We start from the raw sequence: 26,402 nt of genomic DNA, 5'->3' as shown, positions 1-26,402 counted from the left end.
CGGCCCGACACTTTCTGGTGTCGTAGGCGCCATCACCCCCGACGATCGTAATCCGTTCGTCCGTCGGGATTTGCGCCAGCAGATCCGGCAGTGTCGCGGCGTCGCCAATCGCATTGGTTGTGACCTCGATGGCCCGGATCTCCAGGGTTTCGGCGTCGATCCCAAGGTGAACCTTACGCCACTGGCGACGGTAGGAAGCGCCGTGCTTGCGCGTCTTCCATTCGCCTTCGCCCATCATCTTGATCCCGGTACTGTCGACCAGCAAATGCAGACCACCCGTACTGGCGCGACCATCAAGTGACACCGCCAATGTCTTCTGCCGACGGCATAGCGTCGTGTAATCCGGCACCGGCCAATCCAGCTTTGCCAGCTTCAGCAGGCTGGCAACCAGTCCCGTCACCTGCCGTAGCGGCAGTCCGAACACTATCTTCAGCGTCAGGCAAACCCTGATCGCGCTGTCCGAAAACCGCATCGGCCGACCTCGACGACCAATCGGGGGCTGCCAGCCAATCCATGCCCCGGGTCAAACCAGACCTCCAGCGACCCGCGGCGCTTCAGCGCTGCGTTATACTCGCTCCAGTTCGTCGTGCGGTACTTCGGCATGGTCGGTTTTGGCATCCATCCCACCTACGCTTCCTGACCCTCACAGGGAATCCCAACGCCCTTTGTGCAACAAAGCCCCTCCAGCCAGAACCATGGCACGTCGCGGTCGTGCGGCCGCATATCACCACCGCCTGCCGTCCGTGACGTCGAACGGCTCGACCGGCGTCACCTCGGTTTCGACGCCCGCACGCCGGGATCGATCGTGTCGTAGACGATCCCCTCGGTCAGATGGAAGCGGATCCACTGGACGATCCCGTGCACCCGACCTGCGGTCGCGTGGACCGTGACGGCGTTGCGCGCCGCGGGGATCGGCGGGCCGGTAAAGTCCATGTCGAAGATCGCGACGCCATTCGAGCGAAGGTCGATCGCCCCCCGGTCCGGCGTATCATGGCTGACCGCGAGCTGGTTGAACGGGGTCATGTCGAAGCCGTCGACGATGCCCATCGCATAATCGGCGGGGCGGCGATGGGTGGCGAGCCCGACCATGATCTCGGCCCGGTACGGCATGATCACCGCGTCCGGCGTAAGCAGGCGCGCGCGCGCATCCTCGACCGTCCTCAGTCCACCCGCACCGATCAGGTTGTTCGCGAGATTATCCCACAGCAGTACATTGGCGCGCGCGGCCAGATCGACCCCGATCTGCAGATCGCGCGCGTCCTTCGGGACGATCGTCACGCGGTCCGCATAGCCGTTTTTGGCGACGACCGCGGATGCGGCCGCTGCAACCACGGAATCCCGCTCGCAGGCGATGACGCGCGCGGCACCGGCCCGGGCCGCGATCATCGCGAAGAGGCCGGTCCCGGCGCCGATATCGAGCAGCGTCGCGTCGGCCGGCATCACGCTGCGCAGCGCCTCGGCATAGAGCGCGTGGCGATCATCGTCCTGCACCATCGTGAAATACCATTTGCCGACCCCGGCCGATCGAATCCGGCGCGCCTGTGCTGCGATCTCGCGATCATCGGGGGCGAGCGCCACCGCAGCGTCGCACAACCGTCGCGCGGTTTGCGTCAGGCCGCGGGGCAGCAGGAGAGTCAGGGCCAGCGCGACCATCGCATCGGGCCGGCCGTCGACAGCCGCGATCAGCCGCTGAATACCCGGATCGAGACGATCGTCCGCGGTCATCAATAATTGCTCCCGGCGGTCCGACGCATGTGGCTGGCCAGTGCGACGGCGTGCAGCAGATTCTCGCGATAGGCGATCTCATAGGCGATATCCGTCCAAAGCGGTGAATCGGCGGGCGGCATGTCGTCGACCAGCTTCTGGAGCCGGTCGACATCCATCGTCCCGGCGGTCTGATCGAACATCTTCATCCGGTCGATCTCGTCGCGCAGCCGGTCGCGCGAGGCGACGAGCGCGACGGGCCAGTCGGCGCCCTGATAGCCGCGCAGCCGGGTATCGAGCACGCTCGGCGGTGCCTTGCCCCGCATGGCCCCGCGCAGGATCGCGCGGGGCTCGCCGCCCCAGGCCCAGCGTTCGACCGGCACGCGCAGCGCCCATTCGACGAGGCGTCGGTCGGCAAGCGGATCGCGGACGTCGATCCTGAACTCCGCCAGCATTGCCTTGAAAAAACTGCCGTCCTCATTGCCGGCCACCATGCGCAGATTGGCGCCGACAGGATCGGTGCCGTACCGCATCGCGTCGGACAGGTCCGCCGCATGCGCCGGGTCGATCGTCGGGTTCTCCGCGGCGATGCGCGCCTCGACCCGGGCGAGCGTCTCAGGGAGCAGCGGGATGGCGGTGGCGACCGACGGCATCACGATGCCCCGGGCGCGCATCACCCGTTTCCACAGCGATACGGGCAACAACGGGCCGATCGTGTTCCAGCCGACGCCCGGCCAGCGCATCCACCCCGACCGGACCAGCCCCCGGCCGAGCCGCGCCCAGGCGAGCAACCGTCCGCGTCGCGCCAGCGACGGCAGCGCCGCGACGCCCGATGCGCTGATCGAAAGATTGCCCATCGTGCCCTCGAGCAGGACCCGGATGCCGCGGCGCTGTACCGCTGCGTTGATCGCGTCGACCCACACCATGTTGCACAGATTGGGGATCGGCTCGGGATAGAGATCGACGGTGCGGTCGAGCGCCGCGAGCGTCGGAGCATCGCTGCGGATCACGACATGTTCGACATTGGGATACATCGCCGCGGTTTCGGCAGCGAGCGCGCTTTCGTCGGAGAAATGATGCGTCTGGTAGGTCTGCGGCGTGTGATGCGGGGCCGCGGTATAGGCGACAATCCGCTTCGGCGTATCCGCGAGAAGCCGCGCCGCCGTCACGACGACCGTCGTCGAATCGAACCCGCCCGAGAGATGCGCGGCGATCTCGTCGCCCGCGCCGCGCAGCGTCGCCGTGACCGCGGCGTCGAGCCGGGTGAGCATCTGGGTCTCATAGTCGCGCTGCGTCTGGCGTCGCAACGGCGTCAGATCAGGTTTCCAATAGGCGTGCGTCGTCGCCCCTTGTGCGGTGAATACGCCATAATATCCCGGCATGATGCGCGAGATACCGGCCATCGGCGTGCGATCCGGCGAAAGCGGCGCGCGGCGGAACAGGCGTAGATATTGGTCCTCGTCCGCCGCGCGTGGGACGATGCCGAGCGCGTGCAGCGCGTCGGGCATCGAGGCAAAGGCGAGCGTGCCGTCCTCGGCGCGCAGATAATAAAGCGGGCGTTTGCCGATGAAGTCGCGCGCGAGCAGCAGCCGCTGGTCCTGCGTGTCCCAGGCGGCGATCGCGAACCAGCCATAGAGGCGGTCGAACGCGCCCTCGCCCCAATGTTCGAGCGCATCGGCGACCAGCATCGCATCGGACAGTGCCGCTGCCGACCCGCCCGAATGGCCGAGTTCGCGTTCCAGCTCCGCACGCTCGGTAAGATGCACGTCCGCGACCACTGCATAGCGGCGGTCGCGGGCATGGATCGGGGCGACGAACCGGTCCTCGTCGAGCAGGAAGGTGTGACGCGCGCCCAGCGCGATCGTCCCCCCCCGCCAGATTTCGTGCGCGTCGCGGCCATAGCGGGCCAGCACCGTACCCATGCGGTCGGCATCGGCATCGACGTCCCGGTCGGACCAGTGCGTCAGGCCATAGATCGCTGTCACGCCATGCGCTCCCGATCGATGCGCGTGCCTCCGCGGATCAGGCGGATATCGCCAACTCCGCCGCGAGCAGTTCGAGGATCAGATCGAGCGTCTGCTCCTCGGCGGTCGCCTGGTCGACGTCATATTCGTCCACGAGAATCGCGCTGATCGCTCGCGCGGACATGGGGGCATCGATCAGGCCCCAGATGCGCGTACCGACCTCGTTGAGGCCGTAGCAAACGCCCTTATTGATATCGAGCGCGACCAGTTGCCCGTCAATCTCCGCCGTTGCCGCCGATGTGCTGCGGCGGACCGGCGTATCCAAATCTGCACGAGCCAAACAGAATTCCCATGCTTCTTGAAGCGTTTCGCAGGCCGTCCGCGGAGGCGGCGCGCCTGGCGGGCCGATCGATGCCCAACAAAAAAATCGCGCGGCATTACCGCCGCGCGATTTCCCGTGCCTGTTCAGGACTGAAGATCAGGATGGGCCCATCTGACGACGAAACTGGTCGCGGTTATAGGGCTGTCCAGCATTCTCGGCATCTGCTGCGTCCATGCGAACAAGTGCAGGGCGCTGCCATGTCTTGCGAGTCTTGACCATATCGATACCCCTTGTAGCATTTGCTGTATCGGCGGCATGTCGATCAGCTTCCGGCTTTCGCAATAATTGCATAAACGGCCCAAAAGGCGTGAATAGTTTTCCTTACCATTTATGAATTCGCGGCTCGTATGAATGATCGTGGCGACTTGTTACCCGTCAACCAACCGGATTTGCTTGAAGAATCACGGTGACGTGATCGAGCGGCGGTGAAAGACGGCGAAATCATGCATCGTCATTATCGAACCGGAGCGCGAGTTCAGCGTGGTTCGGAGCCGGGGGACCGCACATTCAAGGGCGCGGCACCGCTATGATCGTGACTGGGTTCCCGAGGTCAACGCGCCCCGGTGCGCTTCGTCGACCCACCGGGACTGTGGAATCAAGACGGGCCCATCTGGCGGTGATAATAGTCCCGATTATACATCAGTGATGCGCTCTCGGCATCGGCGGCATCCATGCGAACAAGTACTGGACGCTGCCATGTCTTGCGATGCTGTGTCATGACTAATTCCCAAAGATCGTGTTTCAATGCGGTTTAAGCTAATACTTCTTGTTGCCCGGTCGTCGCACAGATCATCGGAATCATCGCAACCGTTTTGCTTACAATGGCAGCATTGCGTCCCTTATTGGGTCATCTTCACGCCGAGTAGATGGGCTTCGGCAAGGGCGGCATCTTCGATGACGTTCTGCAGCCCCCATCGTCGATTGAATCGGAAAAGGGGAACGCTACGGATCAGCGCCATCGATTCGGCCAGATAGCCCGGCGCGCGGCCAAGGAGGTCGGCGATGCGGCGGCGATAGATGTTTGCCGTCACCGCATTGGCAGCCTCGAGCCCCTGCAGACGGTGGATGCCCGGCGGCGCATCCTCGTCGGCCTGACGCAGATGATAGATGGCGGCGACGGGATAGCGGCGATCCTCGGCGGCGCGCGACATCGCGACCTCGAACTTGTCCTCATACCAGGGAATGCGGGTGACCTCCGCGCCTTCGCGGCCGAGTGCCGTGAGCGATTCGATCCAGAGCTTGAGCCGTGGGATTCCCGGGGTGGCCGAAAACCGGCCCTCCGCATCCGCTGCGATCGCACACAGATCGTCGGTGAGGAGGGGATAGCCGCGCGCTTCGAACACCGCGGCCAGCGTCGACTTGCCTGCGCCGGAATCCCCGCAGAACAGATAGGCCCTGTCGTCATGGACGATCGCGTTGCAATGCAGCGGCAGCAGCGCGCGCTGATGGAGCAGCGCCCCCAGCGCGGTCCCCAGGAGATAGGGTGGCATGTGTTCCGCCGGGATGCCGGCCCGCGCCTCGTAGATGATGCGCGCACCCCCCGTCACGTCGAACCAGCCGCACTCGGGCACGGACAAGCGCAACGAGTCGGCGTTGATCTCGACCCGCATATCGTCGACGGCGACCCCCGGATCGGGGCGTGCCGGGGTGCCGCGTCGGATATCGACATCGGGCTGCTGTGCCGCGATGCGGTTCGCGGCAAGCGACCCGAGCGGGATGTCCGAGCGAAACACCAGTCCGAACGCGCGATAGAAATTCACGATGCCCCCTGCGTCTGTCCGGCGTGCGGCGCCGCGGCGGTCGCATCGTCGCGCTCGACCGCGACCAGCCGCGATCGCATCGTTTCGAACGATCCCTGTGCAACGACGCGCCCGGCATCGAACAGGAGGATCCGGTCACACCGGCGTAGGCTTTCGAGCCGGTGCGCGATCATCAGGATGGTCGTGTCGGGACACGCCTCGCGCAGCCGGTGAAGAATGATCTGTTCACCATCGATGTCGATCGCGTTGGTGGCCTCGTCGAGGATCAGCAATTGCGGATCGCGCAACACCGCGCGGGCGAGTGCTAGCCGCTGGCGTTCGCCCCCGGAGATCAGGCTGCCGCGTTCGCCGACCCAGGTGGCGAGCCCCTCGGGCAGTCGTGCGAGCAGGTCGTCCGCGTCGGCGATCCATAGCGCCCGTGCGATCGCCGCATCGCTCGCGCCCGGGTTGGACCAGAGCAGGTTCTCGCGAATGCTCGCATGGCGCATGAACGGATCCTGCGCGACATAGGCGAGCCGGTCGCGCCAGGCGCTGTGGTTCGCCAGCGTGACGGGGGTGCCGTTGAGCAGGATGCGCCCAGCCTGCGGGTGGTAGAGGCCGACGAGCAGGTCCGCGAAACTGGTCTTGCCCGCGCCCGATCGCCCCGCCACGCCCAGAAACTCGCCGCGCCGGAGTTCCAGATCGAGCGCGTCGACGCCGGAACCCGCGCCGTCGGCCCCGCGCGGGTGACGATAGCCGACCCGGTCGAACGACAGGACCTCCAGCGCCGGCAGGATCGCGTCGGTCGCAAGACCGCGATCGCTGGCGAGTTCGGCCTCCAGCTCGCGAATCTGCGCATAGGCCGGCAGCGCGCGAACGACCTCGAGCGCCTGGGTCTGCAGCGCCTGCGCTGGTCCGGCCATCCGCGACAGGATCAGCAGCAGCGCGACCAGCGTCGGGACGGGGACTGCGACCACGCCCAGTCCGATCCCGGCGATCCCGCCCGCCATCACGATGCCCGCCACCGTCATGCGGAGCCGCGATCGGTTTTCCCGCGCGACGAAGGTCAGCTCGGCCTGGACCGAGTCGGTCATGGCGTTCGAAAAATCGGCGACGAACCGGGGGGCCAGGTTCTGGCTCATCGCGAGCTTGAGGGCCCCGAGAAACTGGCCGACTTCGTTCACCATCATCAGATTGGCATCGGTCACGCTGTCGCCGACCTGTCTGGCGGCGCGGAACAAGGGGGCACTGAGCAGCGCGCCCGTCGCGACGAACAGGACCGCGAGCAGCGTGAGCAGCGGGCTGAGCAGCATCGAGATGGTCAGCTGCACCGTCAATGTGATCGCCGCCACGATGGACTGGACGAGCCCGATCGCAGCTTGGCCGAGCCGCTGGATGTCGCTTCCGAGGATACGATTGACCCGGGCATGCCGCAGCCCGACGATCGCACTCCAGGGTGCTGCCCCCAGGCGTTCGATCAGCCTGATCTGCAGCGAGGACAGGAATTCCAGCTCCAGCCGGATGACCGCGCTCTGCCGGATCGAGATCAGCGCGGCGCGCACGAGCATGAGCACGGCAAAGGCCGAGAGCACGAGCGTGATCTGCTCCGGGCGGCTGTCGAGATGCAGCCGGGCGAGCAGTGTGGACCAGTGTCCGCGAGCGCCCGTCCCCCCGGCAATCTGGAGAAGTGGAATGATGAGGACGAGGCCAAGCGCCTCGACCAGGCCGGCAATCGCGACGAGCAGGCCCGTCGCGAGCGACGCGCGCGGCTTGAACAGGCAGAATGCGATGACGAAGGCCCGTGCTTCCTGCCAATTCACAAGGTCATGCCCGTACCGTCGTGATGCGCAGCGCGATCCCAGAAGCGGCGTTACAGGCCGTCGGATCGATCCTGGCGATGTCATGCCGATGCGCGTCGATCGGGGAGCTTGGGGTATCTGTCATCGGCACACCATATAGTCTTTCCGCCTAAGGCAGTGTGCAATGATCAGCAATGACGCGGGTCATTATTGGACGTTTCAGCGTTAATATCTGAGGTTATTGTTTAAGAAAACAAATGTTGATTTGCTAAGCATCTGTATAATGGCATTTGTTAGGGGGTTAACTGCAAAAATGATGATGCCGGACTGCGCTGATAATCTTGTGTTAAGAGCCGCGACTTATACGGCCCTTAACCTGGAGGACCGATGTCACTCACCGCAACCATGCAGATCATGCCCATCGATGCGCTGACGATGCGCGAAAGCCGTGCCACACGGCGCGTCGTCTCCGCCGACAGCACATTACGGCTCATGCCTGGTGTCGCGCATGACGTGATCGTCGAGGATTTCTCGACGACAGGGTGCCGTCTGCGGTCCTCGATCCCGATGACTGTGGGGACGCGTCTGCGTCTCGCACTGAGCGGCGGCGGCGCTACCGTCGAGGCAGACGTCGTCCGTCTCGCACCTGGCGGCTATGGATGTGTCTTCGCGGTGCCCATTCCAGAAGAGACGTTCGCAAAGGCCTTTTCCGGCCAGACGATCGTCCACGCGATGTTCGAAAAGGACCCGGCGGCGCACGATGCACCCGTGTCTGAGTCCGTGCCCGACATCACACCCTGGCCGCGACCCGTGCGCGCCGTCGTCATGGTCGGGTGCGGGGTCGGTGCCTGGGTGCTGCTCGGACTGGTCGTTGGCTGGCTCTGACCACCAATTCCGAGATATCAGTACTTAGATCAGCAAAACTGCTGTTTGCCAGTAGTTTGGCAGTCTTATTATTCAGCAGTACTGCAAGAATACGATATTCAAGCCAAAAAATGCCGACTTCATCCATTTTAGACTCATCTGTTCTACAAGTGGGGTAGGAAAAGTGCGGCGACTCGTCGTGAGGGCGACGGGCATGTTTGGCGCGGGGGGCGTTCGAATGCAGGCGAAACTAGCGGTCGGTCTGGCAGCGGCGACGTTGTTGTACGGGGTCACGGCATTTGCGATCGGCGCGAGCGGCGCATCTGTGTCCGACCCGGCGATCACGGTCGTCTCGACATCCGCGACGGCGTCTCAACCGGCAAGTGGCCAGCAGGCCCCAGGCGTGACGACCGGCACTGCGGCGACGAGCGCTCTGCCGAGCGAGACCGGGTTCGCGTTCGGCGTGCAGACCCATTTCAGCCAGGGATGGAGCCCCGCGTGGCTCGATCTAACGACGCCGCTCGCGACCAAATCCGTGCGCGATACGGTCAACTGGGCCAGTGTCGAGCGGACGGCGGGCGTGTACGACTTTTCCGGTACCCCGGTTCAGACGCTCGCCACATTTTGCGGACGCGGCGGTGCGCTGACGCTCACGATCACGCCGAAGAACGCGCTCTACGACGGCGGGCGGATGGTGTCGTCGGCGGCGGGCCGCACCGCCTATGCGAATTATATCGCCGCGCTGCTGACGCGGTTCGGATCCTGTGTCGTGGCGATCGAGGTCGGCAACGAAGTCAACAGTGCCGGCGCGCTCGATTATCCGGCCGGCGTCGACAAGTTCCGCGCCTATGTCGACATGCTGCGGGTCCTCTATGCCCGGGTGAAGCCCGCCAACCCGCAGGTCGCGATCCTCGGCGGATCGACCAACGTGATCGGGACGGGGTTCCTGACCTCGCTGTTCGCGATCGGCATGCTCGACGTGATCGACGGCGTCGCGGTCCATCCCTATCGCCCCGATGCGGAGGGGATTGATTTCGAGATCGCCAATCTCAACGCCGCCATGAGCCGCTACGGGACGCCAAAGCCGATCTGGGCAACCGAATTCAGCTTCGGATATGCCGATACGCGGCGCGCCTCGGCCGGTTTGGTGAAATCGGTCGTCGAGCTCTATGCCGCCGGCGTCCGGCATGCGTCCTGGTACGCGCTCGTCGAACAGACTCATTTTCCGTATATGGGGCTGTTTACCGGATCGCTGATCAAGCCGCAGGGCAGGGCCTATCGCAACGTCATCGATTCGCTGTTGCCATACGGTCAGCCGGTGCGGGTCGATACCGGGGACCAGCCGTTCAACCTCTACCGGATCGGTGCCGATCGCTGGGTCGTATGGGGGCTGCGCGGCACGATCAGCTTCACCGGCGGTGTTGTTCGCGACATGTACGGGGTGGCCTTGCCTGCTGGCCCGGTCAAGATCGGATCCGAGCCGCTGATCGTCAGCGGGGCCACCGGCTATACGATCACCGCGTCGCAGGTCGTTGCCGACACGATGCTGCAATATGGCAGCGGATCCTGGAGCTACTGGCGTCGCGACAAGGCGAATGTCGATACCCGGCTCGGCGTGTTCGACACCGATTTCGCGAGCCATTTCGGCGATCGCTGGTCCAAGCCGCTGCGCATCAACAATACCACCGCCGCACCGGCAGGCGATGGCGCGAACCCGATCCGCGCGGTGATCCGCTATACCGCGCCGCGCGCGATGCAGGTCGAACTGTCCGCCTGTTTCAGCAAGGCAAATACGGGCGACGGCGTCGATTACCGCATCACCCGCAATGGCGTGACCGTCGCCTCGGGAATCGTCGTCGACACCGCCACGGTCAACGGGGTCAAGTTCGGCCTCGAAATCGGCGATAAGGTCGATCTCGTGTTCGGCCCCAACCAGACCTATGGCAGCGACTCCTTCTTCTACCGCGCCACGCTGAGCAACCGTGGCCAGGGCACGACGGTGGTCTGCCCCACGGCGTGAACCGAACCGGCCCCGGCACTGCGCCCGGTGCCGTGCGCGCTCAGGCGTTGGCGGCGCGGGTGAGGCTGAGGAACACGTCCTCGAGATCGGGTTCCTTGGTCGAGACGTCGACGATCCCGAAACCGCCCGACTGGACCGCGGCGAGGACTTCGCCGGCGTTCACGCGGTCCTTGGCATAAGTGATTTCGAGCGTGCGCGTGCCCTTGAGCGCGATCTTCTGGAAGCAGGCGTTCGCCGGGACCATGCCGACGTCGCGGTCGACGGTGACGGCGACGATCTTTTCCTGCGCCTTGCCGACGAGTTCGCGGGTCGGCTCGTTGGCGATCAGGCGGCCGTTGTTGATGATCGCGATCCGGTCGCAGAGCTCTTCGGCTTCCTCAAGATAATGCGTCGTCAGAATCACCGTGACGCCCGCTGCATTCAGGCTGCGGACATAGGTCCAGAGCTGCTGGCGCAGTTCGATGTCGACGCCCGCGGTCGGCTCGTCGAGGACGAGGACGGGGGGCGAATGGACCATCGCCTTGGCCACCATCAACCGGCGTTTCATGCCGCCCGACAGCGTGCGGGCATAGGCGTGCGCCTTGTCCTCCAGATGCACCGCGCGGAGCAGTTCCATCGTCCGGCGCTTCGCCTTGGGCACGCCGTAGAGCCCGGCCTGGATCTCGAGCGTCTCGAACGGCGAGAAGAAGGGATCGAACAGGATCTCCTGGTTGACGATGCCGATCGACGCCTTGGCGTTGCGCGGGTGGCCGTCAATGTCGAAGCCCCAGATCGCGGCGCTGCCGTCGGTCTTGTTGACGAGCCCCGCCAGGATGTTGATCAGCGTCGACTTGCCCGCACCGTTCGGGCCGAGCAGCCCGAAGATCTGGCCGCGCGGGACGTCGAACGTCACCCCGTCCAGCGCGCGCTTGGGTTCCGCCGTGCCAACGGGGGGCGTAGGTCTTGCAGAGATTGGTGATGGCGATCGCGGCTTCGGTCATCGCTGCGGCATAGCGGGACGGGAAGGGCGGGTCATCCCCTCGGGGGTCGCAAAGAAGATTTGTTCGCGCGGAGGCGCGGAGGCGCGGAGATGTCGCATCCAGCCTGTCGGTCGGGAGACCCACTTTCTGTTCCGCCGCATCTGATGTGAAGGTCGCTTCGCGACAAGCGCAACACCTCCGCGCCTCCGCGTGAACAAATCCTTCCTTCCTATCACCACCGAAGAACCAATTGCCCGCCCCGCCCGCGCTTGCTATCGCGCCGCCATGCATCCGCCGCTCGAAACCACCCGCGTCACCCACGCCCGCGTCGCCTGCGATGGCGCCACCGACATTCCCGGCGGTGCAGCGCTCGGCCATCCGCGCGTGTGGCTGCAGATCGACGAGACCGGCTATGTCGATTGCGGCTATTGCGATCGGCGCTTTATCCTGGTCGGCGGGGCCGCCGATGGCGCGGACCAGTCGACATTGCGTGACCATGGGGATGGCGCAGGGCGCTAAGCCGCTTATATCTATCGGATGACGATAGCTGCAGACCCCCGCTCGTTCCTCTACCGCGACACGCTCGACCCCGAGCAGGCGCAGGCGCTGACCGCCAAGGCGCTCGCCAAGGCCGATGACGGCGAACTCTATCTCCAGTACCGCAAGGCGGAGGCGTTCGGCTTCGACGACGGCCGGCTGAAGACCGCCTCCTATGACACGAGCTCGGGCTTCGGCCTGCGCGCGGTGTCGGGCGAGATGACCGCGTTCGCGCATTCGAACGAGATGACCCCCGCCGCGATCCGCCGCGCCGCGGAGACGATGGCGCTGATCGAGCCGGGCGTCGCCGCCAAGGCCGGCCCGCCCCAGGGCACCAACCGCCACCGCTACACCGCCGCAGATCCGCTCGACCTCGTGCCGTTCGCGGACAAGGTGAACCTCTGCCAGACGATCGACGCCGCCGCGCGAGCACGCGATCCGCGCGTGGCGCAGGTGTCGGTCAGCCTGTCGGGGACATGGTCGGTCGTCGAGATCGTCCGCGCCGATGGCTTCATCGCGACCGACGTGCGGCCGCTGGTGCGGCTTAACGTCTCGATCGTCGCCGAGCAGAATGGCCGCCGCGAGACGGGCAGCTACGGTATCGGCGGTCGCTATCTCTATACCGACCTCTTCCAGCCCGAGACGTACAACCGTGCGATCGACGAGGCGCTGTCGCAGGCGCTGGTCAATCTCGAGTCGATCGCGGCGCCCGCCGGCGAGATGACCGTGCTGCTCGGCAATGGCTGGCCCGGCATCCTGCTGCACGAGGCGATCGGCCACGGGCTCGAGGGCGATTTCAACCGCAAGGGCACGTCGGCGTTTTCGGGCCGCATCGGCGAGCGCGTCGCGGCCGAGGGCGTGACCGTGGTCGACGACGGATCGCTCCAGGATGGCCGCGGCTCGCTGACGATCGACGACGAGGGTACGCCGACGCGTGAGACCGTGCTGATCGAGGACGGGATCCTCAAGGGCTATATGCAGGACAGGCTCAACGCGCGGCTGATGGGGGTCGAGGCGACCGGCAATGGCCGCCGCGAAAGCTATGCGCACGCGCCGATGCCGCGGATGACCAACACCTTCATGAAGGCGGGCAACGACGATCCCGCCGAGCTGCTGAGCCGCGTCAAGAAGGGCATCTTCGCCAAGGCGTTCGGCGGCGGGCAGGTCGACATCGTGTCGGGCAAATTTGTGTTCAGTTGCACCGAGGCGTATCTGGTCGAGGACGGCAAGCTCGGCGCGCCGATCAAGGGCGCGACGCTGATCGGCGACGGCCCCAGCTCGCTGACCAAGGTGCGCGGGATCGGCAACGACTTCGCGCTCGACGAGGGCATCGGCATGTGCGGCAAGGGCGGGCAGTCGGTGCCGGCGGGCGTCGGGCAGCCGACGCTGCTGGTCGACGGCCTGACGGTCGGTGGTACGGCGGCGCAGTAACGGGCGCCGCCGTTCAGCGGCGTCCTAGTCCTCGATCCCGAAGTTCAATCCGCGCGAGACATTGGGGTCCACGACCGCGACCACGAAATAGGCGCCGAACTGCTTCACGCGCTGCAGCCAACCGGTCTTTGCCTTGTAGAGCGCCGGCGTGATCTCGGTCGAGGCGGCGATTTCGGCGTCGACATAGCGGCGAACATTCGCAGCGAAGTCGACATCCTCGATCCGGATCATCAGCTCCATGTTGATGAACAGGCTGCGCATGTCGAAATTGGCGGAGCCGATATGGACCGCGTCGTCGATGACATACAATTTGGTGTGCAGCTTGGTCGGCTGATATTCGAAGACGTGCACGCCCTTGCGCAACAGTCCGGCATAAGTGAACCGCGCGGCGGCGATCGTCGCGTTGTTGTCCGATTTCGCGGCGGTGACGATGCGCACGCGGTCGGTGCGACGCCCGGCACGATCCAGCCTGCGCAACATCGTCGGGCTCGGGGTGAAATAGCCGGCGATGATGTCGATCCGCGTCGCGCGGCGCATGTCGTCGCGGACCGCCCGCGCCCAGGGTGACAGCCGCCGCGTCGGTCCGCCGATCAGCCAGCGTGTCGGCCCCTGCGTCTCGCTATAGCGGCGCAGCGCATGGTTCAGTTTGCGCAGTTTGCCCTTGGGCTGGTGGATCCAGCTGCTCAACGCATCGAAATAGCCCGTCAGCCGCCCCGCGGCTGGGCCTTCGATCAGCAGGCCGAGATCGCGCCAGGCATTGTCGGCAACGGTGCCGAAATAGTCATCCTCGACGTTGAAGCCGCCGACGATGATCCGCGCGTCGTCCCGTTCGCCGTCCGCCAGCGCGAGCTTCTGGTGATTGCGCAGCAGATATCGCCGGCCGAATCGCGCGGAGAACCGGCACACCGCGATTCCCGCCGCTTCGAGCGGGTCGAAGAAATCGGCGCTCGCTGCATCGTCGCTGCCGAAGCCGTCGACGATCAGCGCGACCGTCACGCCGCGTTTCGCCGCCGCGATCATTGCCGCGTTCACGCGCTGGCCGGCATCGTCGTCGGCATAGATGTAATAGAGGATGCGCAGCGACTGCCGCGCGCCGTCGATCAGCCCGATCAGTGCCGTCAGGCGTTCGGGGCCCGCCTCGAGTAGGGTCAGCCGGTTGCCATCGACGGTGAAGACCGACTCCGCCGCCTGCGGGGTCGTGGTGCGGTCGAGCTCGGGGGCGGGCATGGTCATGGCCGGGGGTAGTGGACATAGCATCGGGCCGATGCAACCTTGCGGCGGGGCGACTCGGGGTAGCGCCGGACACCCAACCGGCAAAATCTTGACTTTGTGGCGCGGTGTGGGTAGGCGCCTGTGTTCTCCCTATCGGTGTTTGTTGCGAAGGAAGCGTCATGGCGCGCGTTACCGTCGAAGATTGTGTCGACAAGATCCCCAACCGGTTCGACCTGGTGCTGTTCGCAGCGCAGCGTGCGCGGCAGATCTCGGGCGGCGCCGAACTGACGCTCGACCGCGATCGCGACAAGAACCCGGTGGTCGCGCTGCGCGAGATCGCCGACGAGAACGTCAAGCCGGCGCATCTCAAGGAATCGGTCATTCAGGGCCTGCAGAAGGTTCGTGTCGACGATGACGACGAGGTCGATGCCGTCGGCAGCCTCGCGGCATCGGCCGAGGCGCTGCGCCTCACCGCCGCCGCCCCGCCGCGCAACCAGAATCTGGGTGCCGATTACGAGGGTTGATCGCACGGACGTGGTGCGGCGCTAGCCGGGCCATGTCGTGATCTGACCCTGATCGGTTTCCGGCGAACGATGCTTCGGCATCGCTTGGTTGGGGTGATTGAAAGGCTCGTGGACCTGAAGGTCCGCGGGCCTTTTTCTTTGCGGGTGTCGTTGGGGGTGAGGCGGGGGGTAACGGGGGCGGTTCGCATTCGCCGTCCCGATGGCCACCGGTCGCAACCCTCATACCGGTCGCCACCCCGACACCGGTCGCCATCCCACACCGTGCGTCACCGCCCGCACCGTGCGTCACCGCCCGCACCGTGCGTCACCGCCCGCACCGTTCGCCACCCCCCACACCGTTCGCCCTGAGCGTAGTCGAAGGGCATGGGACTCAAGGTGCTTCGACTACGCTCAGCACGAACGGGGTAGGCCGGGTCGATCGGTGGATCAGCGCTCCCGATCGACCGATCGCCCCTTGAACCCCTGCGCCACTACGAACCACTCGACCGAGCCCTTGCGGCTCGCCGGCGGCTTGGCGTGCTTCACGCTGGTGAAGTTGCGCTTCATCTCGGCGACCAGCGCGGAATCTGCGCCGCCCGCGAACACCTTCGACACGAAGGTCCCGCCCTTTTCCAGCACGTCACAGGCGAAATCGAGTGCCGCCTCGACCAGCGCCATCGTCCGAAGCGCATCGGTCTGCGGATGGCCGACGGTGTTCGCCGCCATGTCCGACAGCACCAGGTCGGGCGCGCCGCCGAGCGCGTCGATCAGCATCGCGGGCGCCGCGTCGTCCATGAAATCCATCTGGAAGATCGTCACACCGTCGATCGGATCGACCGGCAGCAGGTCGATGCCGACCACCGCCGCCTTGGGCAGACGGCGCTTGATCACCTGGGCCCAGCCACCCGGCGCGATGCCGAGATCGATGACGCGCTTCGACCCCTTGATGACCTCGAACCGTTCGTCGAGCTCGGTCAGCTTGTACGCCGCGCGGCTGCGATAGCCCTCCGCCTTGGCGCGCTTGACGTACGGGTCGTTCAGCTGGCGTTCGAGCCAGCGCGTCGACTGCGCGGTCCGCTTGCGTGCGGTGAGGACGCGGGTGTGCCCGCCCGAGCCGCCGCGACTCATGGCCTGGGGCTCCCCATCAGGCGGCGCAATATGCCCTCGCGAATGCCGCGGTCGGCGATGCCGAGCCGTTCGGCGGGCCAGATGTCCATGATCGTCTCCAATATCGCGCAGCCCGCGACCACCAGGTCGGCACGCTCGTTTCCGATGCAGGCGAGCTTTGCCCGCTCCTCGATCGCCATGTGCGACAGGTCCGCGCTGATCCGCCGCATCGCGCTGGCGGGCACGATCAGCCCGTCGACTTCCGACCGGTCGTAATGGCTGAGCCCCAGATGCACACTGCCCAGCGTCGTCACGGTGCCGCTGGTACCAAGCAGCCGGGGGCGCTCGACGTTGAGCGGCAGCCGCGCGGCGAACGGCGCGATGCTGTCCGCGACGACTTGGCGCATCCGTGCATAGGCCGCGCGTCGGCCCGCCTCGCCCTTGCCGCCGCCCGCATGTTCGGTCAGCGACACGACGCCCCAGGGGGCGGAATGCCAGTCGAGCACGGTCGGGATCGGCGTCGACGTATCGACCAGCACAAGCTCGGTCGAACCGCCGCCGATGTCGAAGATCAGTGCGGGGTCGTTGCCGGGTTCGATCAGCGCATGGCAGCCGAGCACGGCCAGCCGCGCCTCTTCCTCCGCGGTGATAATGTCGAGATGGATACCCGTCTCGGCAAGCGCGCGGGCGATGAAGGCGGGGCCGTTGCGCGCCTGGCGACAGGCTTCGGTCGCGACCGAGCGCGCCAGCGTGACGTTGCGACGCTTCAGCTTGTCCGAACACACGCGCAGTGCGGCGATCGTGCGCTCGATCGCGGCGTCGCTCAGCTGCCCGGTGGACGCGAGCCCTTCGCCGAGCCGGACGATCCGCGAGAACGCGTCGATCACCGCGAATCCGCCGGCCTGCGGGCGCGCGATCAGCAATCTGCAATTGTTGGTGCCGAGATCCAGCGCGGCAAACGCCTGCGCATCGGCCCACCGCCCTCGACCGGGCCGGGTCGCCGCCGGACGGGCAGGACCAGCCTGCCGGGACGGCATTCGGGCGGAAACATCCCCCATCGCCGTAAAACTCACTATCTATATCTGCCGCCGCGGGAAAATACCCGCCCGGTGCTTGGCGACGAATGTAGCGCAGCGCGGCGATTACGCAAGCGACGTGGCGAATTGGCACCATCAGGGCGTTGACACGGCGCAAACCCCCGCTTAGATCGCGCCCTCGCTGATGCCCCGTCGTCTAATGGTAAGACTGCGGTTTCTGATACCGCCTATTGAGGTTCGAATCCTCACGGGGCATCCAGCGCTTCACCCTTCGACGCCGAGACCGAACCTCTATGACAGAGGTATGCGACGGCGTGCCGTCCTTTGGGATCGGCCGGGTGCAGTTCTGCCGCATAGTTGCTGATGCCCCATTTGTGGGTTTGGACCATCGCTGCGGACTCAGCGGTGGTCTGGCTTTGCAGTCTTGGGGCGTTCCGTGGCGGCTTTGTCGGTGTTCGGGCGGCACAGGCGGGTCAGAGGCTGGCACGCTATGCCCGGGTTCGAGCAACGCTGCTTCCCATCGGTCGTCGTGCAAGCGCGGCATTCGCGGCGTGTATCGATGCATCCTTGCGGTGATGCGAGCAAGAGCGCCAACATGAGAACCATCGTCGTGTCCTTACGTCTCGGGAAGTGTCGGCAGATTGCAGGCGCATGCGCTGCTGCGTCAAGCGACGGATCGGAGCCGCAAGAAAGCGGACTGCGGTCTATGTCTTCGGTGGCCACGCAACGGTATCATGGTCAGGATGCTGGAGAGACACAATTCCTGCCAGATGCGCCGCCGCTCGTGGCTCATCTAGCGGGTGTTCGGGGAGATTCGCCAATGCCTGAAAGTCGGCGATGCGCTCGGACGACGCGAGCTGTTCAGTCAGATGGACCAGGCGCGGTTCGTCCATGGCACCAAGCGTGAAACTGATGCTTCCCTCACCATATTCGAAGGTGAGCGGCGTGCCACAATCCCGGCAAAACCCACGACGAGCCTTGTTCGAACTCTGAAAATGACCCGGCTGACCGCGGGTCCAGGTCACGGCAGACAAGGGCGCGCCGACATAAGGCCCGAACAGTCCGCCCGTTGCCTTCTGGCACATTCGACAATGGCAGATGGAGGCGTCTTCCAGATCGGCGTCAATCCGGAACCGCACCGCGCCACACTGACATCCCCCAGTGCTGGTCATCATCGCTCGAGAATTTCATATCGGCCGACCATTCGCAATGGGGACGACGCGGAATATTCGAGGCGGTGCGGCAAGCGGAACGGCAGCATCTGAGGGGGCGTAGCTAGTCACACCGAATGCGGCGTCCTTGCCGACGATCAAGGCACTTTGGGAAGCGCGACGAACCCAGTCAAGCTTGCGGAGCGACGATTTTGCCGGGCATGATCTGATAAGACAACGAGCAGCAATCTGGTGGAGAGATCCGATGGCAGACGCTTCCAATTGGCTCCTTGATCATACCGGCATCGGTGTCACTGACATCGTTCGATCTGCGCGGTTCTACGAAGCAGCACTTCGCCCCCTCGGGGCTAAAATCGTCATGCGGATCAACGCGACTATGGGGCTGGCCAACGATGGGGACGCCGACCTGGCAGGCGTCGCTTTCGGTACCGAATATCCCGCGTTCTGGCTCGATGTTTTCCATCCAACCGGCGCGAGGCAACACACGGCGTTCCGCGCTACATCGCGCGAAGCTGTCGAAGACTTTTACAGCCATGGGCTGGCTGCGGGAGGGGTGGATAACGGCGCACCCGGTCTGCGTTCGGATGGCTATCCCGAGGGTTACTATGCAGCCTTCATGTATGATCCCGACGGAAACAATATTGAGGCTGTGTACCGGGAGTCGAGAGGGGTGACCTGAGGCGCTTACCCCGTCCCGATCGGAAGCCCCTAACAGGACAGCGGCTTCGCCCGAGAGCCGGCAGGCTTGTACGCTTCCCGATCTGCCATCCGCGAGATGGGACATGGGCAGTCGTCAGTCTCACCGATGTGGACACGATGCCCGATCATGCATGATTGATCGATAACTATCTTGTTTATGCACGGTGTGAGGGCTAGGAACAGCGGATGCCCAATGACATCCCGTCCAGCCGTCGCGATACGATCCTTGCCCGTCTATCCCTGGGCGAACCGGTTCATGCTGGTGCGCTTGCCAAGGAGTTCGGCGTTTCCGAGGATGCGATCCGGCGGGATCTGCGGGGTCTTGCCGCGGAGGGCCTGTGTCGCCGCGTCTATGGCGGCGCCTTGCCCGTCGTCGAAGGGGCGAGGCCGATGGCCGAGCGTGTCGGCGAGGATGTGCACAGCAAGCGGGCGCTGGCTGACGCCGCCGTTCGGGTCATCGAACCGAGCAGCCTTGTTTTCATGGACAATGGCAGTTCCAATCTCGCCCTTGTCCAGACGCTGCCGTCCTATCGCAATCTGACCATCGCAACGAGTTCGGTGACGATCGCCGCGGCACTCCAGCATCGCGACGACATCGATCTGCTGGTGGTGGGGGGCATGATCGACCGGATGGTCGGCGGCGCCGTCGATGGTACGGCGCTCGAGGCGATCGCGCGGCTCAATATCGACCTGTGTGTCCTCGGCGCGTGCGCGGTTTCCGCCGAGGGGGGCGTCAGTGCCTATGACCCGGCCGACGCCAATTTCAAACGTGCGCTGACCGCGCGCAGTCGCAGCACGATCGTCCTCGCGACGAACGACAAGCTCGGCCAGCACGCCCCGCACCGGGTCCTCGGCGTCGATGCCCTTACGCAGATCGTCGTCGAGCACGACGCCGATGCCGACCTTGTGCGCGATCTGACGAAGGCGGGCGCCACCATCGCGCGTGCCGACCCGCAAGACCCGCGCGGCCAGCGCTGATCCAAGGATACCCGCCAGTGACGATTCAAAATTCCAGGGCGCGCCTTGCGACGCGCCTGGCCTTCCTCGTGTCCGGCTTCGGGCTCGCCTGTTGGGCGCCGCTCGTTCCACTTGCCAAGCAGAGGCTGGCGATCGGGGACGGATCGCTCGGGCTGCTGCTGCTGTGTCTCGGTCTCGGCTCGGTGGGCGCGATGCAGCTTGCGGGGCCGCTGACCTCGAAGCTCGGCGCGCGACCGGCGATCCTCGTCGGCGGCATCGGGCAGGCGATCCTGCTGCCCTTCCTCGCCTTTGCGCCCACGGTGCCGACCATGGCGGTCGCGCTGCTGCTGTTCGGCGCGTTCCTCGGCGTGATCGAAGTCGGCATGAACGTGCATGCGGTCGAAGTGGAAAAGCAGGCCGGCACGCCGCTGATGTCCGGGTTTCACGGGTTGTTCAGCGTCGGCGGCTTCGTCGGATCGGCGCTGTTGACTGCCGTCCTGTCGTTGAAGATCAGTCCGGTCGCCGGGGTCGTCGCAGCATCGGTCCTGATGATCGCGACGCTCGCATTGGCCGCGCCCCGGCTGATCCCGACCCCCAGGACCGAGGAGGCCCCGCTGGTCGTGATCCCGCGCGGATCGTGATCCTGCTCGCGGCGCTCGCGGCGATCACCTTCCTGACTGAAGGCGCGATGCTCGACTGGGGGGCGTTGCTCCTGAGCGGCAAGGGCCTGCTACCGGTCACGCAGGCGGGACTGGGCTACAGCGTCTTCGCGGTCGCGATGACCGCCGGCCGCCTGACCGGCGACGCGATCGTCGCGAGGCTCGGGGATCGGCGGACGATGCTGTGGGGCGGGCTGCTCTCGCTGCTCGGCTACGGCGTCATGCTGCTCGCGCCGGTCGCACCGGTCGCGCTCCTGGGGTTCCTGCTGATCGGTCTTGGCGCGTCGAACGTCGTGCCGATCCTGTTCCGCCAGGCCGGCACGCAGACCGTCATGCCCGCGGGTCTCGCGGTCGCCGCGGTCACGACGATCGGTTACGCGGGAATCCTCGCCGGTCCCGCCGTGATCGGCTTTGTCGCGCAGGGCATCGGCCTGCCCGCCGCCTTCTGGCTGCTCACAGCCCTTCTTTGTCTCGTGCCGCTGTGCGCGAAGGCCGCCACCGCCAACGGGCGTAGATCATGATCCTTCCCGACACCGCCTTCCTGCATCGCCTTGCCGACCTTGCCGATGCCGAGACGATGCCCCGCTACCGCACCGACATCGCGGTCGATACCAAGGTGAAGGAGGGGTACAGCTTCGACCCCGTGACCGAGGCGGACCGGGAGGCGGAAGTCGCGATCCGCGCCGAGATCGGTGCGCATTTCCCCGACCATGCCATCCTCGGCGAGGAATTCGGGCTGACGGGCAACGGGCGTGTTCGATGGGTGCTCGATCCGGTCGACGGCACCCGCCCGTTCATCTGTGGCCTGCCCGTCTGGGGGACGTTGATCGGGCTGACGGTCGACGGCCGGGCCGAGCTGGGGATGATGAGCCAGCCCTTCACGCGCGAACGCTTCTGGGCGGATCGCGACGGTGCCTGGACCGAGCGGGACGGTGTGCGCCGCCCGCTGGCGACGCGCGACGTCGGCAGCCTTGATCGCGCGATCCTGCACACCACCTCGCCCGAGCATTTCGGCGACGACCTCGCGCCCGGTTTCGCACGATTGAAGGCGGCGGTGCGGATGATCCGTTATGGTGGCGAATGCTATGCGATGGCGATGATCGCCGCGGGCCGGATCGACCTCGCGATCGAGCCCTCGCTCCAGCCCTATGACATCGTCGCGCTGATCCCGATCATCGAGCGCGCGGGCGGTGTCGTCACGCGCCTGGACGGCGGCAGGGCCGAGGAAGGCGGCGCGGTGCTGGTCGCCGCGACTCCGGCACTCCATGCCGAAGCGTTGCGGATCCTGGGATGACCGCTTCCTCGCCGCCCGTGGTGTCACGTCCTGCCCGTCATCGCGCGGATGTCGGCGTGCAGCGTCGGCCCGTCGGGGTTCCAGCCCAGCCGCTCGCGGGTCAGCGCGCTCGACGCCGACATGTCCTTCGACACGAAGGCAGCGAGCCAGCCGAAATGCGCGCCGGCTTCGTCTGCGCTTACCGACGTCACGGGCAGGCCGAAGGTTTCGCCGATCGTCTCGGCAATCGCGCGGTAGGGAATCGCTGTTCGAGGTCGGCCAGTTCGTCACCGAGCTGTGCGCGACCAGTCCCGAATTCGCGGCTTTATGGGCGGACAATGACGTGCGCTTCCACGGCGAGGGCACCAAGCGGCTGCACCACCCCGTTCTGGGCGCGATGGAGTTAGAATATTCGGGCTTTGCGGTCGATGGTCGTCCGGACCTGGGGAAGATCGTCTACAACCCGGTCGATCCCGATATGGCCGATCGCATCCGCGCGATACTCGGGCTAGTCAGCAAGCAGCCAGCAGGAGTTTTGTATCTGGCGTCGGATGTTCAGCAAGATCCCGATGGCGAGATGAGGCGCACGGACGAGATGCAGAACAAGGTACACGCGTGATACGGGGTACGCTTGCCCTGCATGCCGACGACGCGCCCGTCCAGCTTTCGCGGCAAAGCGGTGCGTCGTCGTGCGGGGCGTTCAGCGGGCTTCGGCGATCAGCTTTGCGGCGGCGGGGGTGTTCCATTCATAGCCGCCCAGCATTCGCCAGACTTCGCGCCCGTCCGAATCGTAGAGGATCGTGGTCGGCAGGTTCGCCTGATAGGCGATGCTGAGCGAGGCCTTGGAGTCGAGATAGGGTTTCAGCGTCGTGAACGCCTTTTGCGCGAAGAACGGCGTGACCTTCTCGGCACCCTGAAGGTCCTGGCTGACCGCGATGACCTGGACCTTGTCCTTCAGGCTGCCCGCGACCGCATCGAGCGTTGGCATCTCGGCGACGCAGGGCGCGCACCAGGTCGCCCACAGGTTGAGCAGCAGCGGCTTGCCCTCGAAGCTGGCGAGCGTGACGGACTTTCCATCGGGGGCGGTGAAGCTTGACGTCGGCCCCGTCTCGCCCTTGTGGCTGCGGTCGATCTTGTCGACCGGGGCGACGGGGGTGCCGGTCGCTTCGTCGGGCGAGGCCGCGACTTCGTCCGATGCGGCGCCATTGCCCATCGCGGCGCCTGCCGCGTTTGCTTGCTCCGGAGCCGGCGATTTCCTATCGCAGCCCGCAATCAGCATTGCGCTACCCAGGAGACAGACGATCGACGCCCTTGAGAGCAGAGAAGGGGAGGACATGGACGGCTCCAATGCGATGTGGGGTGGACGCTTCGCCGAGGGTCCGGCCGCGGTCATGCGGGAGATAAACGCCTCGATCCCCTTCGACAAGCGACTGTGGAAGCAGGACATCGCCGGCTCCAAGGCGCATGTCGCGATGCTCGGCGCGCAGGGTATCGTCTCGCCCGACGACGCCGCGACGATCGCCGCGGGTCTCGACCGGGTTGCGGCGCACTATGCCGCCAATGGCGTCGCCGAGGACCTCGTCCTCGAGGATATCCATATGCAGACCGAGGCGCGGCTGGCCGAGGCGATCGGTCCGGTCGCGGGGCGTCTGCACACCGCGCGGTCGCGCAACGACCAGGTCGCGACCGATTTCCGGCTCTGGGTCCGCGATGCGATCGACCAGGTGCTGGCGGCGCTCGGCGGATTCCAGGCGGCGCTACTCGTGCGGGCCGAGGAGCATGCCGCGAGCGTCATGCCGGGGTTCACGCATCTGCAATCCGCGCAGCCGGTGACGCTCGGCCATCACCTGATGGCGTATCACGCGATGATCGCGCGCGACGTCAGCCGGTTCGCCGATGCACGCGTGCGGATGAACCGCTCGCCGCTTGGCTCGGCGGCGCTGGCGGGGACGGGGTTCCCGATCGACCGCGAAATGACCGCGCATGCGCTCGGCTTCGACGGGCCGATGACCAACTCGCTCGACGGGGTCAGCGACCGCGACTTCGCGCTCGATTACCTCGTCGCGGCCACGCAGTGCGCGTTGCATCTGTCGCGGCTGGCGGAGGAGTTCGTGCTCTGGGCGTCGCAGCCCTTCGGCTTCGTCGCGCTCAGTGACCAGTGGTCGACGGGCAGCTCGATCATGCCGCAGAAGCGCAATCCCGATGCCGCCGAGCTCGTGCGCGGGCATTCTGGGCGGATCATGGGCTGCATGACCGCGCTGATGGTGACGATGAAGGGCCTGCCGCTCGCCTATTCGAAGGACATGCAGGACGACAAGCCGCCCGTGTTCGAGGCGCATGACCTGCTCGCGCTGTCGATCGCGGCGATGACCGGGATGGTCGAGAGCGCGACGTTCCGGACCGAGCGGATGCGCGCGGTGGCCGAGGCGGGCTTTGCGACCGCGACGGACCTTGCCGACTGGCTGGTGCGCGAGGCGGGGCTGCCGTTCCGCGAGGCGCATCACGTGACCGGGCGTGCGGTGAAACGCGCGGAGGATCTGGGCATCACGCTCGACGCTTTGTCGATCGGGGATCTGAAAGCGATCGATGCGCGGATCGACGACCGGGTGTACGGCGTCTTGTCGGTCGATGCGTCGGTCGCCAGCCGGACCAGCTTCGGCGGCACCGCGCCCGACAATGTTCGCGCCGCGATCCGCGCCGCACGGGAGACGAGCGAATGACACGCCTGATCCTTCTCGCCGGGCTGACCCTGTCGGGTCTGTCGCTGACCGCCTGCGGGGCGGCTGACGGGCTCGAACCCGCGCCCGGCAAATCGCTGCCGGTCGCGCCTTACGGGGCGAAGACGACACCGACGTCGACCGCGCTGCTGACGCCGACGCCGCAGCAGCGCCCCGAACGCAGTGATGAATTGCTCACCAGCTCGCGCGAGCGGCGGAGCGACGAATTCAACCTGCCGCCTTCCAACTGATCACAGGCCAGCATGGACCATTTCCACTATCGCGACGGCGTCCTTCATGTCGAGGACGTCGCGCTTTCCGCGATCGCCGAGGCGGTCGGGACGCCCGTCTATGTCTATTCGACCGCGACGTTCCGCCGTCACGCGCAGGTGTTCCGCGACGCGCTGAAAGGCGCGGGGGCGTGTGCATCTGGCCTATGCGATCAAGGCCAATCCGAACGTCGCGGTGCTGCGCGTCCTGGCCGATGAGGGCTACGGCGCGGACGTGGTGTCGGCGGGCGAGATGGCGCGCGCGCTGGCGGCGGGTATCCCCGCGTCGGACATCGTGTTTTCGGGCGTCGGCAAGACCCGCGACGAGCTCGCCCGCGCGCTTGATGCCGGGATCGGCCAGTTCAACCTCGAGCTCGAGGAGGAGGGCGAGGTGCTCGCCGCACTCGCCCGCGATCGCGGCATTCGTGCACCGGCGGTGCTGCGCGTGAACCCCGATGTCGATGCCGGCACACACGCCAAGATTTCGACCGGGCGTAAGGAGAACAAGTTCGGCGTGCCGATCGACCAGGCGCCGGCGATGTTCGACCGGTTGTCGGAGCATGAGGGGCTCGATCTGCGCGGGGTGGCGATCCATATCGGCAGCCAGCTCGCGGATCTCGCCCCGCTCGAGGCGGCCTATGCGCGGATCGGCGAACTCGTCGCCGAACTACGCGCGGCGGGGCACGTCATCAGCCGGGTCGATCTGGGCGGCGGTCTCGGCGTACCGTACAAGCCCGACGACGTGCTGCCGAGCCCGGCCGACTATGGCGCGATGGTCGCGCGTGCGACCGCGGGCTGGGACGTCGAGCTGATGTTCGAGCCGGGGCGCGTGATCGCAGGGAACGCCGGCGTTCTGCTGACCAAGGTCATCTGGGTGAAGCCCGGCGTGACCAACCCCTATGTGATCGTCGATGCGGCGATGAACGACCTCGCGCGTGTCGCGATGTACGACGCCTATCACGACTTCGTCGCGGTGGAGCCGGGCGGCGAGCGGATGACCGCGAACATCGCCGGGCCGGTCTGCGAGACCGGCGACACCTTCGCGATGGGGCGCGACATCGACGTCGTGAAGTCGGGCGATCTGGGCGTGTTCCGCACCGCAGGCGCGTACGGCGCGACGATGGCGTCGACCTATAACAGCCGCGCCCTAGTGCCCGAGGTGCTGGTCGATGGCGACCGGTTCGCGGTGGTCGCCGACCGGATCGAGCCCGAGACGATTCTGGCGGCCGAGCGCGTGCCCGAATGGCTCAAGCGGTGAGCCTGCACAGCCTGCCGCTGTTCGTGCGGCTGGCGGGCCGCCCGGTCATCCTGCTGGGCGAGGGCGAGGCGGCGGACGCGAAACGCCGGCTGCTCGACCGCGCCGGCGCTCACGTCGTCACCGATGAGGCCGCCATCGCC

24 protein-coding genes, 1 tRNA gene and 4 pseudogenes are annotated in these 26,402 nt (G+C 66.1%); 16 read left to right on the top strand and 13 right to left on the bottom strand.

The annotated features are described in order from the left end of the window. The 6 genes and pseudogenes from NI18_RS05465 to NI18_RS05440 form a co-directional block, all read right to left on the bottom strand. Positions 1 to 618: pseudogene (locus NI18_RS05465) on the bottom strand (IS5 family transposase); the annotation flags it as partial. A gap of 150 nt (positions 619 to 768) precedes the next feature. Next, positions 769 to 1,725 (bottom strand): 50S ribosomal protein L11 methyltransferase, encoded by a 957-nt coding sequence (locus tag NI18_RS22080; RefSeq protein WP_052148999.1) that lies wholly within the window; start codon positions 1,723 to 1,725, stop codon positions 769 to 771. Next, entirely contained in the window at positions 1,725 to 3,689 is a 1,965-nt protein-coding gene (locus NI18_RS05455) for an asparagine synthetase B (RefSeq protein ID WP_037528632.1), read from the bottom strand. Before NI18_RS05455 ends, NI18_RS22080 begins: the two co-directional genes overlap by 1 nt. A 37-nt stretch (positions 3,690 to 3,726) precedes the next feature. After that, entirely contained in the window at positions 3,727 to 4,008 is a 282-nt protein-coding gene (locus tag NI18_RS23045; RefSeq protein WP_037528629.1) for a PqqD family peptide modification chaperone, read from the bottom strand. Positions 4,009 to 4,889: 881 nt separating this feature from the next. Next, positions 4,890 to 5,810: a hypothetical protein gene (locus NI18_RS22075; RefSeq protein WP_052148997.1), complete on the bottom strand. Its 921-nt coding sequence runs from the start codon at positions 5,808 to 5,810 to the stop codon at positions 4,890 to 4,892. Continuing rightward, the gene (locus NI18_RS05440; RefSeq protein ID WP_031439721.1) at positions 5,807 to 7,609 is read right to left on the bottom strand and encodes an ABC transporter ATP-binding protein; all 1,803 of its coding nucleotides are present in this window, start codon (positions 7,607 to 7,609) and stop codon (positions 5,807 to 5,809) included. The genes NI18_RS22075 and NI18_RS05440 overlap by 4 nt, the downstream gene beginning before the upstream one ends. A 366-nt stretch (positions 7,610 to 7,975) precedes the next feature. Here NI18_RS05440 and NI18_RS05435 point away from each other — a divergent pair, with 366 nt between their 5' ends. Continuing rightward, entirely contained in the window at positions 7,976 to 8,473 is a 498-nt protein-coding gene (locus NI18_RS05435) for a PilZ domain-containing protein (protein WP_084215047.1), read from the top strand. A gap of 217 nt (positions 8,474 to 8,690) precedes the next feature. Further along, positions 8,691 to 10,472, top strand: coding sequence for a hypothetical protein (locus tag NI18_RS05430; RefSeq protein ID WP_037528625.1), 1,782 nt, complete (start codon positions 8,691 to 8,693; stop codon positions 10,470 to 10,472). 40 nt (positions 10,473 to 10,512) lie between these two features. On the opposite strand, the pseudogene NI18_RS05425 reads toward NI18_RS05430, so the two are convergent. Further along, positions 10,513 to 11,452, bottom strand: a pseudogene (locus tag NI18_RS05425) (ABC transporter ATP-binding protein). 264 nt (positions 11,453 to 11,716) lie between these two features. Here NI18_RS05425 and NI18_RS05420 point away from each other — a divergent pair. Both NI18_RS05420 and tldD read left to right on the top strand, forming a co-directional pair. Continuing rightward, positions 11,717 to 11,950, top strand: a complete 234-nt coding sequence (locus tag NI18_RS05420) for a zinc-finger domain-containing protein (RefSeq protein WP_031393477.1) — start codon at positions 11,717 to 11,719, stop codon at positions 11,948 to 11,950. 18 nt (positions 11,951 to 11,968) lie between these two features. Beyond that, positions 11,969 to 13,399, top strand: coding sequence for a metalloprotease TldD (gene tldD / locus NI18_RS05415; RefSeq protein ID WP_037528623.1), 1,431 nt, complete (start codon positions 11,969 to 11,971; stop codon positions 13,397 to 13,399). Positions 13,400 to 13,423: 24 nt separating this feature from the next. Here tldD and NI18_RS05410 read toward each other — a convergent pair whose 3' ends face one another. Further along, positions 13,424 to 14,626: a phosphatidylserine/phosphatidylglycerophosphate/cardiolipin synthase family protein gene (locus tag NI18_RS05410; RefSeq protein ID WP_052149001.1), complete on the bottom strand. Its 1,203-nt coding sequence runs from the start codon at positions 14,624 to 14,626 to the stop codon at positions 13,424 to 13,426. Between the two features lie 164 nt (positions 14,627 to 14,790). Between NI18_RS05410 and rpoZ the strand changes: the two genes are divergently transcribed. Beyond that, on the top strand, positions 14,791 to 15,135 hold the full coding sequence (rpoZ, locus tag NI18_RS05405; protein WP_031439727.1) for a DNA-directed RNA polymerase subunit omega: 345 nt from the start codon (positions 14,791 to 14,793) through the stop codon (positions 15,133 to 15,135). Between the two features lie 426 nt (positions 15,136 to 15,561). Here the strand turns inward: rpoZ and NI18_RS05400 are convergent, their stop codons facing one another. Further along, positions 15,562 to 16,242, bottom strand: a complete 681-nt coding sequence (locus NI18_RS05400) for an RlmE family RNA methyltransferase (protein ID WP_031393473.1) — start codon at positions 16,240 to 16,242, stop codon at positions 15,562 to 15,564. After that, positions 16,239 to 17,258 carry a Ppx/GppA phosphatase family protein gene (locus tag NI18_RS05395; protein ID WP_037528621.1) on the bottom strand — a complete coding sequence of 340 codons (1,020 nt, stop codon included), beginning with the start codon at positions 17,256 to 17,258 and terminating at the stop codon, positions 16,239 to 16,241. The genes NI18_RS05400 and NI18_RS05395 overlap by 4 nt, the downstream gene beginning before the upstream one ends. Before the next feature lie 185 nt (positions 17,259 to 17,443). On the opposite strand from NI18_RS05395, the gene NI18_RS05390 reads away from it, so the two are divergent. Further along, positions 17,444 to 17,517, top strand: a tRNA-Gln gene (locus NI18_RS05390). A 445-nt stretch (positions 17,518 to 17,962) separates the two neighbouring features. On the opposite strand, the gene NI18_RS23040 is transcribed toward NI18_RS05390, so the two are convergent. Continuing rightward, positions 17,963 to 18,397: a GFA family protein gene (locus NI18_RS23040; protein WP_306286245.1), complete on the bottom strand. Its 435-nt coding sequence runs from the start codon at positions 18,395 to 18,397 to the stop codon at positions 17,963 to 17,965. 277 nt (positions 18,398 to 18,674) lie between these two features. On the opposite strand from NI18_RS23040, the gene NI18_RS05385 reads away from it, so the two are divergent. The 5 genes from NI18_RS05385 (at position 18,675) to hisN (ending at position 22,039) form a co-directional block, all read left to right on the top strand. Further along, complete coding sequence (locus NI18_RS05385; RefSeq protein ID WP_031439730.1) at positions 18,675 to 19,109, top strand: VOC family protein; 435 nt, start codon at positions 18,675 to 18,677, stop codon at positions 19,107 to 19,109. A gap of 410 nt (positions 19,110 to 19,519) precedes the next feature. Beyond that, positions 19,520 to 20,107, top strand: a complete 588-nt coding sequence (locus NI18_RS05380; RefSeq protein WP_306286244.1) for a DeoR/GlpR family DNA-binding transcription regulator — start codon at positions 19,520 to 19,522, stop codon at positions 20,105 to 20,107. Positions 20,108 to 20,124: 17 nt separating this feature from the next. Continuing rightward, positions 20,125 to 20,727, top strand: coding sequence for an MFS transporter (locus NI18_RS25510; protein WP_198526944.1), 603 nt, complete (start codon positions 20,125 to 20,127; stop codon positions 20,725 to 20,727). Then, positions 20,724 to 21,266, top strand: coding sequence for a hypothetical protein (locus NI18_RS25505; RefSeq protein WP_198526943.1), 543 nt, complete (start codon positions 20,724 to 20,726; stop codon positions 21,264 to 21,266). The genes NI18_RS25510 and NI18_RS25505 overlap by 4 nt, the downstream gene beginning before the upstream one ends. Next, positions 21,263 to 22,039: a histidinol-phosphatase gene (hisN, locus tag NI18_RS05370; RefSeq protein WP_037528617.1), complete on the top strand. Its 777-nt coding sequence runs from the start codon at positions 21,263 to 21,265 to the stop codon at positions 22,037 to 22,039. Before NI18_RS25505 ends, hisN begins: the two co-directional genes overlap by 4 nt. A gap of 23 nt (positions 22,040 to 22,062) precedes the next feature. On the opposite strand, the gene NI18_RS25500 is transcribed toward hisN, so the two are convergent. Then, entirely contained in the window at positions 22,063 to 22,230 is a 168-nt protein-coding gene (locus NI18_RS25500) for a hypothetical protein (protein ID WP_192008215.1), read from the bottom strand. Here NI18_RS25500 and NI18_RS24965 point away from each other — a divergent pair. After that, complete coding sequence (locus NI18_RS24965) at positions 22,212 to 22,637, top strand: hypothetical protein (RefSeq protein WP_157840490.1); 426 nt, start codon at positions 22,212 to 22,214, stop codon at positions 22,635 to 22,637. The genes NI18_RS25500 and NI18_RS24965 overlap by 19 nt on opposite strands. Before the next feature lie 81 nt (positions 22,638 to 22,718). Here NI18_RS24965 and NI18_RS05360 read toward each other — a convergent pair whose 3' ends face one another. Then, positions 22,719 to 23,231 (bottom strand): TlpA disulfide reductase family protein, encoded by a 513-nt coding sequence (locus NI18_RS05360; RefSeq protein ID WP_320481761.1) that lies wholly within the window; start codon positions 23,229 to 23,231, stop codon positions 22,719 to 22,721. Between the two features lie 121 nt (positions 23,232 to 23,352). On the opposite strand from NI18_RS05360, the gene argH reads away from it, so the two are divergent. From argH to NI18_RS05340, 4 genes and pseudogenes are all read left to right on the top strand, one after another. Continuing rightward, the gene (argH, locus tag NI18_RS05355) at positions 23,353 to 24,738 is read left to right on the top strand and encodes an argininosuccinate lyase (protein ID WP_235188294.1); all 1,386 of its coding nucleotides are present in this window, start codon (positions 23,353 to 23,355) and stop codon (positions 24,736 to 24,738) included. Continuing rightward, complete coding sequence (locus tag NI18_RS05350; protein ID WP_037528615.1) at positions 24,735 to 24,986, top strand: hypothetical protein; 252 nt, start codon at positions 24,735 to 24,737, stop codon at positions 24,984 to 24,986. Before argH ends, NI18_RS05350 begins: the two co-directional genes overlap by 4 nt. Before the next feature lie 12 nt (positions 24,987 to 24,998). After that, positions 24,999 to 26,262, top strand: a pseudogene (gene lysA, locus NI18_RS05345) (diaminopimelate decarboxylase). Then, a pseudogene (locus NI18_RS05340) lies at positions 26,259 to 26,402 on the top strand (siroheme synthase); the annotation flags it as partial. The pseudogenes lysA and NI18_RS05340, both read left to right, overlap by 4 nt.

The organism is Sphingomonas sp. Ant20 (assembly GCF_000783375.1).
Lineage (GTDB): Bacteria > Pseudomonadota > Alphaproteobacteria > Sphingomonadales > Sphingomonadaceae > Sphingomonas > Sphingomonas aerolata.
Note: the sequence above shows the minus strand (reverse complement) of the source record. Positions and strands in the feature narration are given on the sequence as shown.

Bases quoted from the DNA above. Each gene is read 5' to 3' on its own strand.
- tldD (WP_037528623.1), top strand. From the start codon at position 11,969: ATGACGATAGCTGCAGACCCCCGCTCGTTCCTCTACCGCGACACGCTC.
- NI18_RS05435 (WP_084215047.1), top strand. From the start codon at position 7,976: ATGTCACTCACCGCAACCATGCAGATCATGCCCATCGATGCGCTGACG.
- NI18_RS05410 (WP_052149001.1), bottom strand. From the start codon at position 14,626: ATGCCCGCCCCCGAGCTCGACCGCACCACGACCCCGCAGGCGGCGGAG.
- NI18_RS05350 (WP_037528615.1), top strand. From the start codon at position 24,735: ATGACACGCCTGATCCTTCTCGCCGGGCTGACCCTGTCGGGTCTGTCG.
- argH (WP_235188294.1), top strand. From the start codon at position 23,353: ATGGACGGCTCCAATGCGATGTGGGGTGGACGCTTCGCCGAGGGTCCG.
- NI18_RS05385 (WP_031439730.1), top strand. From the start codon at position 18,675: ATGGCAGACGCTTCCAATTGGCTCCTTGATCATACCGGCATCGGTGTC.
- rpoZ (WP_031439727.1), top strand. From the start codon at position 14,791: ATGGCGCGCGTTACCGTCGAAGATTGTGTCGACAAGATCCCCAACCGG.
- NI18_RS05420 (WP_031393477.1), top strand. From the start codon at position 11,717: ATGCATCCGCCGCTCGAAACCACCCGCGTCACCCACGCCCGCGTCGCC.
- NI18_RS05400 (WP_031393473.1), bottom strand. From the start codon at position 16,242: ATGAGTCGCGGCGGCTCGGGCGGGCACACCCGCGTCCTCACCGCACGC.
- NI18_RS05395 (WP_037528621.1), bottom strand. From the start codon at position 17,258: ATGCCGTCCCGGCAGGCTGGTCCTGCCCGTCCGGCGGCGACCCGGCCC.
- NI18_RS05360 (WP_320481761.1), bottom strand. From the start codon at position 23,231: ATGGGCAATGGCGCCGCATCGGACGAAGTCGCGGCCTCGCCCGACGAA.
- NI18_RS05430 (WP_037528625.1), top strand. From the start codon at position 8,691: ATGCAGGCGAAACTAGCGGTCGGTCTGGCAGCGGCGACGTTGTTGTAC.
- hisN (WP_037528617.1), top strand. From the start codon at position 21,263: ATGATCCTTCCCGACACCGCCTTCCTGCATCGCCTTGCCGACCTTGCC.
- NI18_RS22080 (WP_052148999.1), bottom strand. From the start codon at position 1,725: ATGACCGCGGACGATCGTCTCGATCCGGGTATTCAGCGGCTGATCGCG.
- NI18_RS05380 (WP_306286244.1), top strand. From the start codon at position 19,520: ATGGCCGAGCGTGTCGGCGAGGATGTGCACAGCAAGCGGGCGCTGGCT.